Source organism: Pseudomonas sp. TE21394, assembly GCF_054057835.1.
The window spans coordinates 348,552-362,717 of sequence record NZ_JBSRZR010000001.1 but is presented as its reverse complement, the minus strand read 5'-3'; the positions used below and the strand labels follow the sequence as shown (position 1 = coordinate 362,717).

The window sequence follows — 14,166 nt, the reverse complement described above, 5'->3', positions numbered from 1 at the left end:
GCAGTGGATGGCACAGGCTTCGCCGTGTTCGCGGGGCAAGCCCGCTCCCACAGGTAGGAGCAACTGTCTTGCTCAATTTCCAAAAGCTGGCGCGGTCCCTGTAGGAGCGGGCTTGCCCCGCGAATACGGGCGAAGCCCGTGCCATCAACCGCGGTGTCTTCTTCACGGGTAACCCGCTCCCACAGCAACCCAATGTTCAAGCCTACGGTACTCCTGTGGCAGCTGGCTTGCCGGCGACAAGGCCCTTCAGCCGAACCGATAGATGTCCATCCCCAGCGCCCCCAAGGTAAACCCTTGGTGCACCACCGCAAATTTGCCACCCGCCCCAAGGGCAAAGAACAGCGGCAGCAAATGCTCATCGCTGGGATGGTTACGCACCGCATTCGGTGCCAGCTGTCGATAGCCCAGCAGCGCTGCCTGGTCATCCGCTTGCAGCTTTTCCACCACCCAATCCCTGAACGCGCGTGCCCAAGGCTCGACCACCTCCGGCCCGGCGTGCCAGTCCAGTTCACCCAGGTTGTGGGTGATGCTGCCCGAGCCGATCAGCAGCACGCCCTGGTCGCGTAGCCCTGCCAGCGCCTGACCCACCTTGAGTTGCAATGCCGGCCCCAAATGGCTGGGTAGCGAAACCTGCACCAGGGGAATGCTCGCATCCGGGTACATCAGCGACAACGGCACCCAGGCACCGTGGTCGAACGGGCGCTGCGTGTCCAGGCGGGCCGGCAGCCCGGCAGCGCTCAGCAAGGCGCTGACCTGCCCGGCAAGGGCGGGCTTGCCCGGCGCCGGATACTGCACGGCATATAGCGTCTGCGGGAAGCCATAGAAGTCATGCCACGTCTCGGGTCGTTCACTGCCGGTCACCAGCAGTTCGCGGCTTTCCCAGTGCGCCGATACCACTACGATCGCTTTCGGCCGTGCCAGGCTGGTGGCCAGCCCCGCCAGCGCCGGCCCGCTGGCCCCGGGTTGCAGGGCAAGCATGGGGGAACCATGGGAAATGAACAGGCTGGGCAGCATGGCGGGGTCCTGGCGGTTAAGATGTATTCATCTTCGAACAACTACAGATCGAAATCCAAACCAAGTTTTACCGAGCAATCATCTAAAAAACTGGAGTGATCATGGAGCCAGCGTTCTGGCAGCAGCGGTGGGCCGACAACCAGATCGGTTTTCATCAGGCGCAGGTGAACCCCTACCTGCAAAAGTATTGGGCGCAGCTGCAGCGGCTGCCGGGTAGCCGCGTGCTGGTGCCGCTGTGCGGCAAGAGCCTGGACCTGGCCTGGCTGGCCGGGCAGGGGCATCGGGTGGTGGGCATCGAGCTGTCGCGGCGGGCGGTGGAGGATTTCTTCCGCGAACATGGGCTTGATGCCGAGGTGCGGCAGCGCGGGGCATTCGAGGTCTGGCGCAATGGTGATCTGGAGCTGTGGTGCGGTGATTTCTTTGCTCTGCAGCCGGAGGATGTTGGCGACTGTACAGGAGTGTATGACCGGGCGGCGGTAATCGCGCTGCCGCCGCAGATGCGTGCGCGTTATCTGCAACGATTGTCGGCATTGCTGCCGGTGGGGTGTCGCGGGCTGGTGGTGACCCTGGATTATGACCAGGTGCTGCTGGACGGGCCGCCATTCTCGGTCGGGGATGAAGAGCTGCGTCAAGGCTTGGCCGGATGGCAGGTGAACGGGCTGGAGGTTGCAGAGGTCATCGAGCAGAGCCCGAAGTTTATGCAGGCGGGCATTACCAGCCTGTTGGAGAGGGTGTACCAGGTAAGCCGCTGATTGCTGTGTTGCCGGTGCCGGCGTGTGCAAAAAAGGGCGACCGAAGTCGCCCTTTTTTGTCACTGGGTGGATCAACCGCGACGGCGCAGGGCCTCGATACGGTCTTCCAGCGGCGGGTGGCTCATCAGCAGGCCGGCCAGGCCGTGCTTGAGGCCGCCATTGATGCCGAACGCCTTCAAGGTGTCGGGCATGTGCACGGGCAGGCCTTGCTCCACGCGCAGGCGCTGCAGGGCACCGATCATCGCTGCGGTGCCGGCCAACTGGGCACCAGCCTCGTCGGCGCGGTATTCGCGGCGGCGCGAGAACCACATGACGATCATGCTGGCGAGGATGCCAAGGATCAGTTCGGCAACGATGGTCGCCACGTAATAGGCAATACCCTGGCCTTCTTCGTTCTTGAAGATGACCTTGTCGACAAAGTTACCGATGATGCGGGCGAAGAACATCACGAAGGTGTTGACCACACCTTGCACCAACGCCAGGGTGACCATGTCGCCGTTTGCCACGTGGCCGATCTCGTGAGCCAGTACCGCGCGCACCTCATCGGGCGAGAAGCGCTCCAGCAAACCCTGCGATACCGCAACCAACGCGTCGTTGCGATTCCAGCCGGTGGCGAAGGCGTTGGCTTCGTACGCCGGGAAGATACCTACCTCGGGCATCTTGATGCCGGCCTCACGGGACAGCTCCTCGACGGTTTGCAGCAACCACTGCTCGTGGCGGGTGCGCGGCTGGCTGATGATCTGGGTGCCGGTGGTCATCTTCGCCATCCACTTGGAGATGAACAGCGAGACGAGGGAGCCGGCGAAGCCGAACACGGCGCAGAACACCAGCAGGCTGCTGAGGTTCAGGTCGACCCCGTTGGCGGCCATGAACCCGTTGAAACCAAACAGGCTCAGGGTAATGCTTGCAACCAGCACCACCGCGAGGTTGGTGGCTACAAACAACAGAATGCGCATCATGGTTGTTACGTTCTCCTGACGGATGAGTTGTCGCTTACTGCGGGGTATATAAGGTGCCGGCCGTGCTGATTCAATCGGGTGACTATTTCAAACTGTGTACGGCGGAGTATGGCAGAGGATGGCAGGGGGGCTGTGGGATAGAGCGTTGCAGGATGTAAGAAGCGGCTTCATGCCTTGAGCGTTCCGGCGGCGTTCAGATCGAGCGCCGCGCGGGCGGCGTCCGATCTCCCGGACACCGCAAGGCCCAAGCCATGCACCAAGGCTGACTACCCTGGCGTAGGTCCGGCACGTGGGCGGCGCGCGATCTCGCCCCCCCAACACCCCGTCGAACCTTACTGCGAATACCCCTTCAGGAAACTGCCAATCCGCCCGATCGCCGCTTCCAGGTCATCCACCCGCGGCAAGGTCACCACCCGGAAGTGGTCCGGCCATGGCCAGTTGAACGCCGTACCCTGCACGATCAGCAGCTTTTCCGACAGCAGCAGGTCGAGCACGAATTTCTCGTCGTTGTGGATCGGACACACCTTCGGGTCGATCTTCGGGAACGCATACAGCGCGCCCATCGGCTTCACGCAGCTCACCCCCGGGATATCGTTGAGCAGTTCGTAGGTGCGGTTGCGCTGTTCCAGCAGGCGGCCCGGTGGCAGCACCAGGTCGTTGATGCTCTGGTAGCCGCCCAGCGCGGTCTGGATGGCATGCTGCGCCGGCACGTTGGCGCACAGGCGCATGTTGGCCAGCATGTCGATGCCTTCGATGTAGCTCTGGGCGTGGTGCTTGGGCCCCGAGATGATCAGCCAGCCGGAACGGAAGCCCGCCACCCGGTACGACTTGGACAGGCCATTGAAGGTCAGGCACAGCAGGTCGGGAGCCAGCGAGGCGGTGCTGATGTGCACGGCTTCGTCGTACAGGATCTTGTCGTATATCTCGTCCGAGAACACCACCAGGTTGTGCTGGCGGGCCAGCTCGAGCATGCCCAGCAGCAGCTCCCGGGAGTACACCGCGCCGGTCGGGTTGTTCGGGTTGATGATCACCAGCGCCTTGGTGTTTGGGGTGATCTTGGCCTTGATATCGTCAAGGTCGGGGAACCAGTCGGCCTGTTCATCGCACAGGTAGTGCACCGGCTTGCCGCCGGCCAGGCTCACGGCAGCGGTCCACAGCGGGTAGTCGGGGGCCGGGATCAGTACTTCGTCGCCGTTGTTCAGCAGCGCCTGCATCGACATGACGATGAGCTCGGACACCCCGTTGCCGAGGTAGATGTCTTCGATGGTGACGCCTTCGATACCCTTCTGCTGGCAGTACTGCATCACCGCCTTGCGTGCACTGAACAGGCCCTTGGAGTCGCTGTAGCCCTGCGCGGTGGGCAGGTTGCGGATCACATCCTGGAGAATTTCGTCAGGCGCCTCGAAGCCAAACGGCGCCGGGTTGCCGATGTTCAGCTTGAGGATGCGATGGCCTTCCTCTTCCAGGCGCTTGGCGTGCTTGAGCACTGGGCCGCGAATGTCATAGCAGACATTGGCGAGCTTGTTCGATTTACTGAACTGCATGATGGGATCCCGATTGAGAAAACGCGCAACGCCCCGCCGAAAGGTTTGAAAGGGCAGGAAGCGGGTGCCAGACTGAACGCCTGGCACACGAAGCCAACTAATATACGTGCCACCCGCGCCCCGGAAAAGACGGTGCGCGGTGAAATTCAGCCTGCCGAGGTCCCTACATGCAAAAGATCGAGAAAACCCTGGAAGAATGGCGCTCGATGCTCGACCCCGAGCAATACCAGGTATGCCGCCTCAAAGGCACCGAGCGGCCATTCAGCGGCAAGTACAACAGTGAACGCCGTGATGGCATCTACCACTGCATCTGCTGCGGCCTGCCCCTGTTCGATGCACAGACCAAGTTCGATTCGGGCTGCGGCTGGCCGAGCTTCTATGCGCCCATCGAAGACAGCGCAATGATCGAGATTCGCGACACCTCCCACGGCATGATCCGCACCGAGGTCACCTGCGCCCGCTGCGATGCGCACCTGGGCCACGTGTTCCCGGACGGCCCGCCACCGACCGGCCTGCGCTACTGCATCAACTCGGTGTGCATCGACCTGCGCCCGCGCGACTGACCGGAGCCCGCCACATGGCTGAATCGATGCTGGATATCAAATGCGTGACCCTGGGTGGCGAGCACAAGACGCTCGGCGACTTCCCGGGCAAGGCCCTGTTGGTGGTGAATACCGCCAGCCAGTGCGGCTTTACCCCGCAATACAAGGGCCTGGAGCAACTGTGGCAGGCCTATCGGGCACGTGGCCTGGTGGTGCTGGGCTTCCCCTGCAACCAGTTCGGCCAGCAGGAGCCGGGCGATGCGCGGGAGATCGCCCAGTTCTGCGAGCGCAATTTCGGCGTGAGTTTCCCCTTGTTCCGCAAGGTCGAGGTCAACGGCCCGGGTGCCCACCCGCTGTTCGTCGAACTCAAGCAGCGCGCCCCAGGCCTGCTCGGTTCGCAGAAGATCAAGTGGAACTTCACCAAGTTCCTGGTCGACCCGGCCAGCGGCCAGGTCAGGCGCTATGCCCCCACCACCAAGCCGCTAGCCCTACAGGCAGATATCGAGCGCCTGCTCAGCCGTTGACCGGCACCCAGTGGTCGATCAGCGCCAGCAGCTCTTCGCGGCGGAACGGCTTGGCCAGGTAGTCGTTCATGCCTGCCGCCCGGCAGCGCTCGCGCTCCTCGGGCATGGCATTGGCGGTCAGGGCGACGATCGGCAGGTCGGGCCAACGGCCGCTCTGGCGGATACGCCGGCTGGCCTCGTAGCCGTCCATCACCGGCATGTTGCAGTCCATCAGCACCAGGTCGAACGTGTCCTGCTCGAGCATTTCCAGGGCCTCGGCGCCTTGGGTCGCCAGTTGTACCTGGCAGCCCAGCTTGGCCAGCATGCCCTTGGCCACCAGCTGGTTCACCGGGTTGTCCTCCACCAGCAGGATCCGCGCGCGGCCTTGTTCCACGGTGATGACCGGACTGGCAAGCGGGTGTTCGGGCTCGAAGCCTTGCAAGGTGCGGCGCAGGGTGTGGTACAGGGCGTTGCGCGCCAGTGGTCGGGCCAGTTGATGCAGCGGGGCGAGGGCGACCGATTGTTCACTGGGCAGGAAGTTGCCGTAGGCGGTCACCAGCAGGATCGGGATCTTCAGCGCTGGGCGCAGTTCAAACAGGCGGTCGAGGTCATCGGTGATCAGCAGGTCGATGTCGGCGGCATCCAGCGTGGCGCTGCTGTCATGGCGCTGATAGGTCAGCCCCCAGGCGGGCAGCAGGTCCTGGAGCAACTCATCAAGCCCGCTGCCGGCCATGCTCAGTGCCGCCACCCGCCCTTGCAACGGGGCCGGGGCGATGGCCTCGGTGTGCACGGCCAAGGGCAGCTCGGCACTGAAGCGGCTGCCAAAGCCTGGCCGCGAATCAATGTGCAGGCGGCCCTGCATGGCCTTGCACAGGTTGTGTGTCAGCGCCAGGCCCAGACCGGTGCCGCCAAACTGGCGGGTAATGCCGGCGCCGGCCTGGGTGAATGGCTGGAAGATCCTGGCCTGGGCTTCTTCGGGGATGCCGATGCCGGTATCGCGCACTTCCAGGCGTACGCCGCCGACAATGGTGGTCAGGCGCACATCGACGCGGCCGAAACGGGTGAACTTGAGGGCGTTGGACAGCAGGTTGCTGACCACCTGGCGCACCCGCGTCGGGTCGCCCAGCACACTGCTGGGAAAATCGCGGGCAATCAGGCAGGTCAGCTCGACACTCTGCGCGGTGTTCTGCGACAGCAGGTTGGCGGTGTCCTCTACCATCGAGCCCATGTCGAACGGGATACGCTCCAGTTCCAGCTGGCCGGCATCGAACTTGGACAGATCGAGAATATCGTTGAGCAGCTCGACCAATACCTTGCCGGAGTCATGGGCGATGGCCAGTTGCTGGCGCTGCTCGCTGGGCAAGGGGCTGTCCAGGGCCAGGGCAATCATGCCGAGCATGCCGTTGAGCGGGGTGCGGATCTCGTGGCTCATGTTGGCGAGGAACGCGGAACGCGCCTGGGCCATGTCCAATGCCCGGCGGCGGGCCTCTTCCAGTTCCTGGTTGGAGCGGCTCAGGCTGTTGTTGCTGGCTTTCAGCTCATTGGTGCGCGCCGAGACGATGTCTTCCAGCTCGTTGAGGTATTGGGTCAGGCGGTTTTCCGCGTTGCGGCGCTGGTCGATCTCGGTGGCCATGCTGACGAACTGCTGGTTGGCGACTTTCACCAGCACACCGATCTCATCGTTTTCGTGGCCGTGCGGGCAGTCCAGGCGGGTTTGCCGAGGCTTGCGCGGGTCGCGCCCACTGAGCGCGCCGATCACGGTCACCAGCGGCTTGGTCAGCATCATGTAGAACAGCCCCAGCAGGATGCCGGTCAGCACCAGGCTGCGCGCGAAGCCGTTGACCAGGGTGACACCGGCGCGGTCGAGGAAACGGGCGCCGAAGGCGTAGGTGTCCACCTCCAGGTACAGGTTGCCGAGGTCGTCGTCAGGCATGTGGGTCAGGTACAGGCGATCCTCGAACTGGCGCTGCTCGCCGAACAGGAAGTCGCTCAGCGAGCGGTAACGGTCCTCCATGCGCGGACGCTCGACATCGGCCAGCACCATGCCGTTGTTGTCGCTCAGCCGCGCGCGGATGACCGCCGGCGATTGCAACAGGCCGCTGGTCAGCTCCAGGGCCAGTTCCGAGTCGATGTTGTAGGCGATGCGCGAGGCCGGATTGTGGCTAATTTGCAGCAAGGCGCGCACTTCTCGGTTGATGGATGCGTCTTCGCTGGCATAATCGATGCCGATCTGGATGAGACTGAGCAATGTTCCCAGGATGAAGCCGACCAGGACTGTCAACCGGGCTTGCTTGTATGACAGGCGATTGGTGAACTTGATATCCATGAGTGCCGAGCCGGTTCCACGTTCCTTGCGCAGCGCAAGCATAGCCGATCACACCCGGCTTCTGGTGGGTCTGTCTGTTCATTTCAGTTGGTCGCCAAGCGGGGGCCGCTTTGCGCCCCCTAATAACTGAAATTTGTAGGAGTCTTCATGGACGCCCGCTTGATAGCTTTCCTGGACCGCGCCGAATCGGTACTGGCGCGCCTTGAGCCCCTGTTGCCGGCACAACGCCCGGACATCGACTGGGGCACCACCTTGGCCGCGCGCTGGCAGCGTGATGGCCGCAGCGGCTACCTGCTGCCGCTGGAGGTCAGCCTGGACATCCGCCTGAGTGACCTGATCGGTGTCGACCAGCAGCGTGACCAGCTGGGCCGCAACACCCACCAGTTCATCAACGGCCTGCCCGCCAACCATGCGCTGCTGTGGGGCTCGCGCGGCACCGGCAAGTCGTCGCTGGTGCGGGCCCTGCTGGCCGAACATGCCGGTGCCGGCCTGCGCCTGATCGAAATCGAACGCGACCACCTGGCCGACCTGCCGCGGGTGGTCGAACAACTGCAAAAGCTGCCGCAGCGCTTCATTCTGTTCTGCGACGACCTGTCGTTCGAAGCCGGGGAGGGCGACTACCGGGTGCTCAAGAGCGTGCTCGATGGTTCGCTGGAACAGGCCCCGGACAACGTGCTGCTGTACGCCACCTCCAACCGCCGCCACCTGGTGCCGGAAAAACAGAGCGATAACGAAAACTGGAAAATGGTCGACGGCGAGCTGCACCCCAACGAAGCTGTGGAGGACAAGATTGCCTTGTCCGACCGTTTTGGCCTGTGGCTGTCATTCTACCCCTTCAGCCAGGAACACTTCCTCAACGTGGTCGAGCACTGGATCGGCCAGCTGGCGCGCCCGGCCGGCCTGCGCTGGCAGCGTGACGAAGCCCTGGACATCCTCGCCGTGCGCTGGGCTACCGGCCGCGGTAACCGTAATGGCCGCTGTGCCTATCAGTTCGCCCGCTACTGGGTCGGGCTGCAATTGCTGGAGCAAAGTAAATGATCGACCTCAATGCCAGTGGCGCCGGACTCGACGGCTACGACCTGCTGGCGGCGCAAGTGCAGGCGCTGTTCGCCGACGAGCGCGACTTCATCGCCAATGCCGCGCAGTTCTCGGCGTTTCTGTACAACCAGGTGGACGACCTGAACTGGGCGGGGTTCTACCTCAATCGCAACGAAGAGTTGGTGCTCGGCCCGTTCCAGGGCCAGGTCGCCTGCGTGCGCATTCCGTTCAGCAAGGGCGTGTGCGGGGCAGCGGCGGCTACCCGCCAGACTCAACGTGTGGAAGACGTGCATGCGTTCCCGGGGCATATCGCCTGTGACAGCGCGTCGAACAGCGAGCTGGTGATCCCGCTGGTGAAGGAGGGCAGGTTGATTGGTGTTCTGGACCTGGACAGCCCGAAGATCGGCCGTTTCAGCGAGGCGGACCAGTTGGGGCTGGAGCGCTTGGCGGCGCTCTTTCTGGAGTTGACTGACTGCTGATTGTGGTTACCTGCACTGGCCCTGTCGGCGCTGAACCCGCTTTCACAAGTCCATCACCGGTTTGCAGGCTTGTGCAGTAGCTGTGGGGGCGGGTTTGCCGGCGAACGGCGACAGGGTCGTCAAACCCGCAGCGGTTTTCCGATCAGTCGTAGATCACCCGCTTCTTCCAGGTCTCTTCGTCATCGGTCTTGAGCCCCTGGGTCAGTTCGTTCTGCTCGTTCTCTGCCGGCTCCATCTTTTCCAGCACCTGGGCATTGGCCCGGGCCAGCAGTTTCTCCAGATAGGTCAACTGCTCTTCATAGGCCTTGGGCTCCGGCTGCTTGCGCAGGTACTGCACGCCGCGCTCGAAGGCCAGGCGCGCCTGGCCCGGCTGGCCATTCTGCAGGGCCTGCTGACCCAGGTTGTTGAAAAACTCGATATGCAGCAGTACCAGGATATGGCGAATCTCCCTGACCCAGTGCTTGGCCTCGGGTGTGGGCAGGAAGCCCTCCTGGGCGGCGCGGGTCACCTGGCTGTGCAGCGCCTCCAGCAGAAAGCGCACGTCCTTGGCCTTGACCTCGGTCTGGATCGGGCCGGGCGGGTTGCTTACCGGAATCTTGGCGCCCAGGGCAATCAGCCCCTCAAGTTCGGCAATGCGTGCCTTGAGTTCGGCGTTGTGCTTGTCCAGCGCCAGCTGGCGCTGGTTGAGGTTGAGCTCCAGGCGGGTCAGCAGCAGCTTCAGCGCCGGGGTCATGAACTGGCCGGGGAAGGTCTCGGTGATTTCGCCACAGCGGCGCAGGCGGTCGGCCAGCTCGATCTTCAGCCGGGCGCGCTCGAGCTTGTTGTTCTCGACGACATTGTTGAGGTAGCCGATCACGATCAGCAACGCGATACCCGCCACGATGAGCAGGGTGATCAGAAGTGGGGTCACCGTTAATGCCTCGTTGAAGATGAATCACACCCTTGAGTGTAGTAAGTTCGCCTGGGGACGAACAGCCACCGTGTACCTGTGCCGACCTCTTTACAGGCAGGCCTTCCTTATATCGGCCGCGGCTTCCGGATCTGCACCCCGCGTCCGGAAGTCGTTGATTTAAATAAATTTCTACAAAGGGGTTGACGCCCCTACGAAGCATCCATAGAATGCGCGCCACTTGCAGCGTAAAGCACACAGCGAAACGCGGCAGGGAGTGAAAGCAGGCAGTAATGCCAGCAGCGTGTCCCCTTCGTCTAGTGGCCTAGGACACCGCCCTTTCACGGCGGTAACAGGGGTTCGAGTCCCCTAGGGGACGCCAAGTTGCGGGAATAGCTCAGTTGGTAGAGCACGACCTTGCCAAGGTCGGGGTCGCGAGTTCGAGTCTCGTTTCCCGCTCCAGTTTATCCGGCAGCGCCTTGCGGCGAGGCAGGAAAAGAAAATCCAGGCTGAATCGTGAGGTTCATGTTCTGGTGCACTGAAAAGTGTTGTGTCCCCTTCGTCTAGTGGCCTAGGACACCGCCCTTTCACGGCGGTAACAGGGGTTCGAGTCCCCTAGGGGACGCCAAATGCGGGAATAGCTCAGTTGGTAGAGCACGACCTTGCCAAGGTCGGGGTCGCGAGTTCGAGTCTCGTTTCCCGCTCCAGTTTAAATACTGTGGCGTTCGTACGGTGCAGTGGTGGTGAAGGTCGTAAAGGCGCTTCACGCCGATTAGCGGTAAAGCTTCAAATTGCGGGAATAGCTCAGTTGGTAGAGCACGACCTTGCCAAGGTCGGGGTCGCGAGTTCGAGTCTCGTTTCCCGCTCCAATTCAGAAAACGCCACCTCTTTTGAGGTGGCGTTTTTTTGTCTCTCGAAAAATGCTGCGGCTAAACAGGCCGCGCATGTTTCATCGCAGCCTGTGCATTGCGGTCAGTGTGTGCTGGCGGGGCCTTGTTGGGCGCCCAGCAGCTGCTTTTCCAGGTTCCAGTCGAACGGCTCGCCGGCCTGCTCGGCTTCGTAGCGGCGTTCTTCCAGTTGCTGGTACAGCTCCAGTTCTTCGTCAGGCATGAAGTGCAGGCAGTCACCGGCAAAGAACCACAGCAGGTCGCGGGGTACCAGGTGGGCGATCTGCGGGTAGCGCTGGATCACCTGGCAGATCAGGTCCTGGCCCAGGTACTGGCTTTGCAGCGGGTCTTGCGGCAGCAGGGTCAGCAGTTCGTCGAAGCGCTCGAGGAACAGGGCGTGGCTTTCCTCCGGTACCTGATCCGCTTCACCCAGGGCGACCAGGATGGTGCGCAGGTGGTTCAGCAGTTGCAGGTGGTATTCCAGATGGGGGTTGGCCATGGTGGCGGTCCTCGGTGTGGTCGAAACGGGCGCGGAGTATACGCGGGATGGGGAAGGGGCCGCAAAGCAGCCCTTCCCGGCAGTGCAGATCAGCGAACCTTGCCCGGTTCCGCCAGCAACTGGGCCTTGTCGAAGGCATCGACATCGATCACTGCGCGGCGTGCCTGTTCCGCTGCGTGCAGGCGTTGCCCTTCGCCTGGCTGCAGCACAGCGCTGTCGACCGCTGCGTCGATGGCCGACTGGCCGGGTGCGGGTTGCACTCGGCCTTCCTTGATTGCCTGATGCAGCGCCTTGTACAGCGGGGCGGTCTCGTCCAGCAGGTCGCTGGCGCGTTGCAGCGCCGCCACCGGGTCGCCGTCGGCCTGTGGTCTGAAGCAGCCGGCAAGCAACTCCTCCAGTGCCGGGTCGCCTTTGTTGCGGCCGATCAATGCTGCAACCTCGGCATCCAGCTCGTCGCTCGGCCCGGTATGGCGGCGACCGAAGGGGAACACCAGTACCCGCAACGCACAACCGACAAAGCGGTTTGGGAAGTTGTCGAGCAGGCGGTCCAGGGCCTTTTCTGCCTGGCCCAGGCTTTCTTCCATGGCCCAGCGCAGCAGCGGCTGCATGTGCTCCGGCGAGCCCAGGTCGTGGTAACGCTTGAGCGCGGCGCTGGACAGGTACAGGTAGCTGAGTACATCCCCCAGCCGCGCGCTCAGGCGCTCACGGCGCTTGAGTGCACCGCCCAGCAGCATCATCGACAAGTCCGCCAGCAGTGCAAAAGCTGCAGCCTGGCGGTTCAAGGCGCGGAAGTAGCCTTGGCTCAGGGTGTCCCCAGGCACGCTTTCCAGGCGGCCCAGCCCCAGGTTGAGTACCAGCGTGCTGGCCGCATTGCCGGCAGCGAACATGATGTGTTGCATCAGCAGGTCGTCGAACTCGCGCAATGCCTGGCCGCGGTCCTCACGCCCGGCCAGGGCCATTTCCCTGAGCACGAACGGGTGGCAGCGGATGGCACCCTGGCCAAAGATCATCAGGTTACGCGAAAGGATATTGGCACCCTCTACCGTGATGAAGATCGGCGCACCTTGCCAGTTGCGACCCAGGTAGTTGTTGGGGCCCATGATGATGCCCTTGCCGCCGTGCACGTCCATGGCGTGCTGGATGCATTCGCGACCGCGCTCGGTCAGGTGATACTTGAGGATCGCCGACAGCACCGAGGGCTTCTCGCCCAGGTCGACCGCCTTGGCGGTCAGCAGGCGCGCGCTGTCCATCAGCCAGGCGTTGCCACCGATGCGCGCCAGCGATTCCTGAATGCCCTCGAAGGCCGCCAGCGGCACATTGAATTGTTCGCGGATGTTGGCGTACTGGCCGGTGACCAGGCTGGTGTACTTGGCCGCGCCGGTGCCCACCGCGGGCAGGGAGATGGAGCGGCCGACCGACAGGCAGTTCATCAGCATCATCCAGCCCTTGCCGAGCATGGCCTGGCCGCCGATGAGGAAGCTCAGCGGCACGAACACATCCTTGCCGCTGTTGGGGCCGTTCATGAATGCGGCGCCCAGTGGCAGGTGACGCTTGCCGATGTCCACGCCGGGCGTGTCGGTCGGGATCAGCGCCAGGCTGATGCCAAGTTCTTCCTGTTCACCGAGCAGGTGGTCCGGGTCGTAGGCCTTGAAGGCCAGGCCCAGCAGGGTAGCGACCGGGCCGAGGGTGATGTAGCGCTTTTCCCAGTTCAGGCGCAGGCCGAGCACTTCCTCACCCTGCCACTGGCCCTTGCACACCACGCCGCTGTCGGGCATGGCGCCAGCGTCAGAGCCGGCCAGCGGGCCGGTCAGGGCGAAGCAGGGGATTTCCTCGCCGCGGGCCAGGCGCGGCAGGTAGTGGTTGCGTTGCTCGTCGGTACCGTAGTGCAGCAGCAATTCGGCCGGGCCGAGAGAGTTGGGCACCATCACCGTGGACGCCAGGTCACCGCTGCGGGTCGCCAGTTTCATCGCCACCTGTGAGTGGGCGTAGGCCGAGAAACCTTTGCCGCCATATTCCTTGGGGATGATCAGGGCGAAGAAACCATGCTGCTTGATATGCGCCCAAGCTTCGGGCGGCAGGTCCATGTCCTGACCAATCTGCCAGTCGCTGACCATGGCACACAGTTGTTCCGTCGGGCCGTCGATGAAGGCCTGTTCTTCTTCGGTCAGCTGTGGTGCCGGGTAGGCAAGCAGGGTGCGCCAGTCAGGGCGGCCGCTGAACAGCTCGCCGTCCCACCACACGGTGCCGGCGTCGATCGCCTCGCGTTCGGTCTGCGACATGGGCGGCAGGGTGTGCTGGAACCAGTCGAACACCGGGCCGGTGAAGACCTTGCGACGCCATTCTGGCAGCGCCACCAGGGCAATTTTCAACGCCAGCACTATCCACAGCAGGGCCAGCAGCCAGCCGGGGGCACTGCTGAAAATGCCCATCAGCAGCACGTAGGCGGCCATGCTGCCAAGAATCTGCAAGGGCGCCAGGCGCCGGTGCGTAAGGTATGCCGCGCCGACCACCAGTACCACCAACCACAACAGCAACATAATCGGTCCTCCTTGGAACCAGGGGCTTGAGCCGTCCCGGTTAGCTTAGACGCAACGCTGTGGACGACAGGGTCAGAACAGTGACAAGGGTGGGACGTCGGGAGTTTCAGTGCGCCTTGTGCGATGCCGTTGATTGGGTCGGTACAGGCGACGAAAGTCTGGAGTAGACTGTGCCACCTCCGCATTTCATAAGGACG

Annotated in this window: 12 protein-coding genes and 5 tRNA genes; 10 read left to right on the top strand and 7 right to left on the bottom strand. The window is 63.2% G+C overall.

Annotation, left to right across the window (positions count from 1 at the left end):
* Positions 1 to 246: 246 nt before the first annotated feature.
* Positions 247 to 1,014 carry a DODA-type extradiol aromatic ring-opening family dioxygenase gene (locus tag ACVWZT_RS01660; RefSeq protein WP_457467862.1) on the bottom strand — a complete coding sequence of 256 codons (768 nt, stop codon included), beginning with the start codon at positions 1,012 to 1,014 and terminating at the stop codon, positions 247 to 249.
* Between the two features lie 101 nt (positions 1,015 to 1,115).
* On the opposite strand from ACVWZT_RS01660, the gene ACVWZT_RS01655 reads away from it, so the two are divergent.
* On the top strand, positions 1,116 to 1,766 hold the full coding sequence (locus tag ACVWZT_RS01655) for a thiopurine S-methyltransferase (RefSeq protein ID WP_457467860.1): 651 nt from the start codon (positions 1,116 to 1,118) through the stop codon (positions 1,764 to 1,766).
* Positions 1,767 to 1,837: 71 nt separating this feature from the next.
* Here the strand turns inward: ACVWZT_RS01655 and htpX are convergent, their stop codons facing one another.
* Together htpX and ACVWZT_RS01645 are read right to left on the bottom strand one after the other, a co-directional pair.
* Positions 1,838 to 2,725, bottom strand: coding sequence for a protease HtpX (htpX, locus tag ACVWZT_RS01650; protein ID WP_023661073.1), 888 nt, complete (start codon positions 2,723 to 2,725; stop codon positions 1,838 to 1,840).
* A 332-nt stretch (positions 2,726 to 3,057) separates the two neighbouring features.
* Positions 3,058 to 4,269, bottom strand: coding sequence for a pyridoxal phosphate-dependent aminotransferase (locus tag ACVWZT_RS01645; RefSeq protein WP_186689069.1), 1,212 nt, complete (start codon positions 4,267 to 4,269; stop codon positions 3,058 to 3,060).
* A 167-nt stretch (positions 4,270 to 4,436) separates the two neighbouring features.
* On the opposite strand from ACVWZT_RS01645, the gene msrB reads away from it, so the two are divergent.
* A complete protein-coding gene (msrB, locus tag ACVWZT_RS01640; protein ID WP_289129578.1) occupies positions 4,437 to 4,832 on the top strand; it encodes a peptide-methionine (R)-S-oxide reductase MsrB in 396 nt (131 codons plus the stop codon).
* 14 nt (positions 4,833 to 4,846) lie between these two features.
* A complete protein-coding gene (locus ACVWZT_RS01635) occupies positions 4,847 to 5,335 on the top strand; it encodes a glutathione peroxidase (protein ID WP_296234252.1) in 489 nt (162 codons plus the stop codon).
* On the opposite strand, the gene ACVWZT_RS01630 is transcribed toward ACVWZT_RS01635, so the two are convergent.
* Positions 5,325 to 7,682: a response regulator gene (locus ACVWZT_RS01630; RefSeq protein WP_457467857.1), complete on the bottom strand. Its 2,358-nt coding sequence runs from the start codon at positions 7,680 to 7,682 to the stop codon at positions 5,325 to 5,327. The two genes, ACVWZT_RS01635 and ACVWZT_RS01630, sit on opposite strands and share 11 nt — an antisense overlap.
* Positions 7,683 to 7,787: 105 nt before the next feature.
* Between ACVWZT_RS01630 and ACVWZT_RS01625 the strand changes: the two genes are divergently transcribed.
* Together ACVWZT_RS01625 and ACVWZT_RS01620 are read left to right on the top strand one after the other, a co-directional pair.
* Positions 7,788 to 8,678: an ATP-binding protein gene (locus ACVWZT_RS01625; protein WP_296234256.1), complete on the top strand. Its 891-nt coding sequence runs from the start codon at positions 7,788 to 7,790 to the stop codon at positions 8,676 to 8,678.
* Complete coding sequence (locus ACVWZT_RS01620; protein WP_457467855.1) at positions 8,675 to 9,157, top strand: GAF domain-containing protein; 483 nt, start codon at positions 8,675 to 8,677, stop codon at positions 9,155 to 9,157. Before ACVWZT_RS01625 ends, ACVWZT_RS01620 begins: the two co-directional genes overlap by 4 nt.
* A 142-nt stretch (positions 9,158 to 9,299) precedes the next feature.
* Here ACVWZT_RS01620 and ACVWZT_RS01615 read toward each other — a convergent pair whose 3' ends face one another.
* Positions 9,300 to 10,067 (bottom strand): hypothetical protein, encoded by a 768-nt coding sequence (locus ACVWZT_RS01615; RefSeq protein WP_296234267.1) that lies wholly within the window; start codon positions 10,065 to 10,067, stop codon positions 9,300 to 9,302.
* 285 nt (positions 10,068 to 10,352) lie between these two features.
* Here ACVWZT_RS01615 and ACVWZT_RS01610 point away from each other — a divergent pair.
* From ACVWZT_RS01610 to ACVWZT_RS01590, 5 genes are all read left to right on the top strand, one after another.
* A tRNA-Glu gene (locus ACVWZT_RS01610) sits at positions 10,353 to 10,428 on the top strand.
* Positions 10,429 to 10,432: 4 nt separating this feature from the next.
* A tRNA-Gly gene (locus ACVWZT_RS01605) sits at positions 10,433 to 10,508 on the top strand.
* Between the two features lie 90 nt (positions 10,509 to 10,598).
* Positions 10,599 to 10,674: transfer RNA gene (locus ACVWZT_RS01600), tRNA-Glu, on the top strand.
* 3 nt (positions 10,675 to 10,677) lie between these two features.
* Positions 10,678 to 10,753: transfer RNA gene (locus ACVWZT_RS01595), tRNA-Gly, on the top strand.
* An 86-nt stretch (positions 10,754 to 10,839) separates the two neighbouring features.
* Positions 10,840 to 10,915: transfer RNA gene (locus ACVWZT_RS01590), tRNA-Gly, on the top strand.
* Between the two features lie 103 nt (positions 10,916 to 11,018).
* Here ACVWZT_RS01590 and ACVWZT_RS01585 read toward each other — a convergent pair.
* Both ACVWZT_RS01585 and ACVWZT_RS01580 read right to left on the bottom strand, forming a co-directional pair.
* Positions 11,019 to 11,432: a PA2817 family protein gene (locus ACVWZT_RS01585; RefSeq protein WP_186689082.1), complete on the bottom strand. Its 414-nt coding sequence runs from the start codon at positions 11,430 to 11,432 to the stop codon at positions 11,019 to 11,021.
* 89 nt (positions 11,433 to 11,521) lie between these two features.
* The gene (locus tag ACVWZT_RS01580; RefSeq protein WP_457467853.1) at positions 11,522 to 13,969 is read right to left on the bottom strand and encodes an acyl-CoA dehydrogenase; all 2,448 of its coding nucleotides are present in this window, start codon (positions 13,967 to 13,969) and stop codon (positions 11,522 to 11,524) included.
* Between the last annotated feature and the right edge of the window lie 197 nt (positions 13,970 to 14,166).

Excerpts from the sequence above, each read along its gene's own strand:
- ACVWZT_RS01660 (WP_457467862.1), bottom strand. The coding sequence starts at position 1,014 with ATGCTGCCCAGCCTGTTCATTTCCCATGGTTCCCCCATGCTTGCCCTG.
- ACVWZT_RS01655 (WP_457467860.1), top strand. The coding sequence starts at position 1,116 with ATGGAGCCAGCGTTCTGGCAGCAGCGGTGGGCCGACAACCAGATCGGT.
- htpX (WP_023661073.1), bottom strand. The coding sequence starts at position 2,725 with ATGATGCGCATTCTGTTGTTTGTAGCCACCAACCTCGCGGTGGTGCTG.
- ACVWZT_RS01645 (WP_186689069.1), bottom strand. The coding sequence starts at position 4,269 with ATGCAGTTCAGTAAATCGAACAAGCTCGCCAATGTCTGCTATGACATT.
- msrB (WP_289129578.1), top strand. The coding sequence starts at position 4,437 with ATGCAAAAGATCGAGAAAACCCTGGAAGAATGGCGCTCGATGCTCGAC.
- ACVWZT_RS01635 (WP_296234252.1), top strand. The coding sequence starts at position 4,847 with ATGGCTGAATCGATGCTGGATATCAAATGCGTGACCCTGGGTGGCGAG.
- ACVWZT_RS01630 (WP_457467857.1), bottom strand. The coding sequence starts at position 7,682 with ATGCTTGCGCTGCGCAAGGAACGTGGAACCGGCTCGGCACTCATGGAT.
- ACVWZT_RS01625 (WP_296234256.1), top strand. The coding sequence starts at position 7,788 with ATGGACGCCCGCTTGATAGCTTTCCTGGACCGCGCCGAATCGGTACTG.
- ACVWZT_RS01620 (WP_457467855.1), top strand. The coding sequence starts at position 8,675 with ATGATCGACCTCAATGCCAGTGGCGCCGGACTCGACGGCTACGACCTG.
- ACVWZT_RS01585 (WP_186689082.1), bottom strand. The coding sequence starts at position 11,432 with ATGGCCAACCCCCATCTGGAATACCACCTGCAACTGCTGAACCACCTG.
- ACVWZT_RS01580 (WP_457467853.1), bottom strand. The coding sequence starts at position 13,969 with ATGTTGCTGTTGTGGTTGGTGGTACTGGTGGTCGGCGCGGCATACCTT.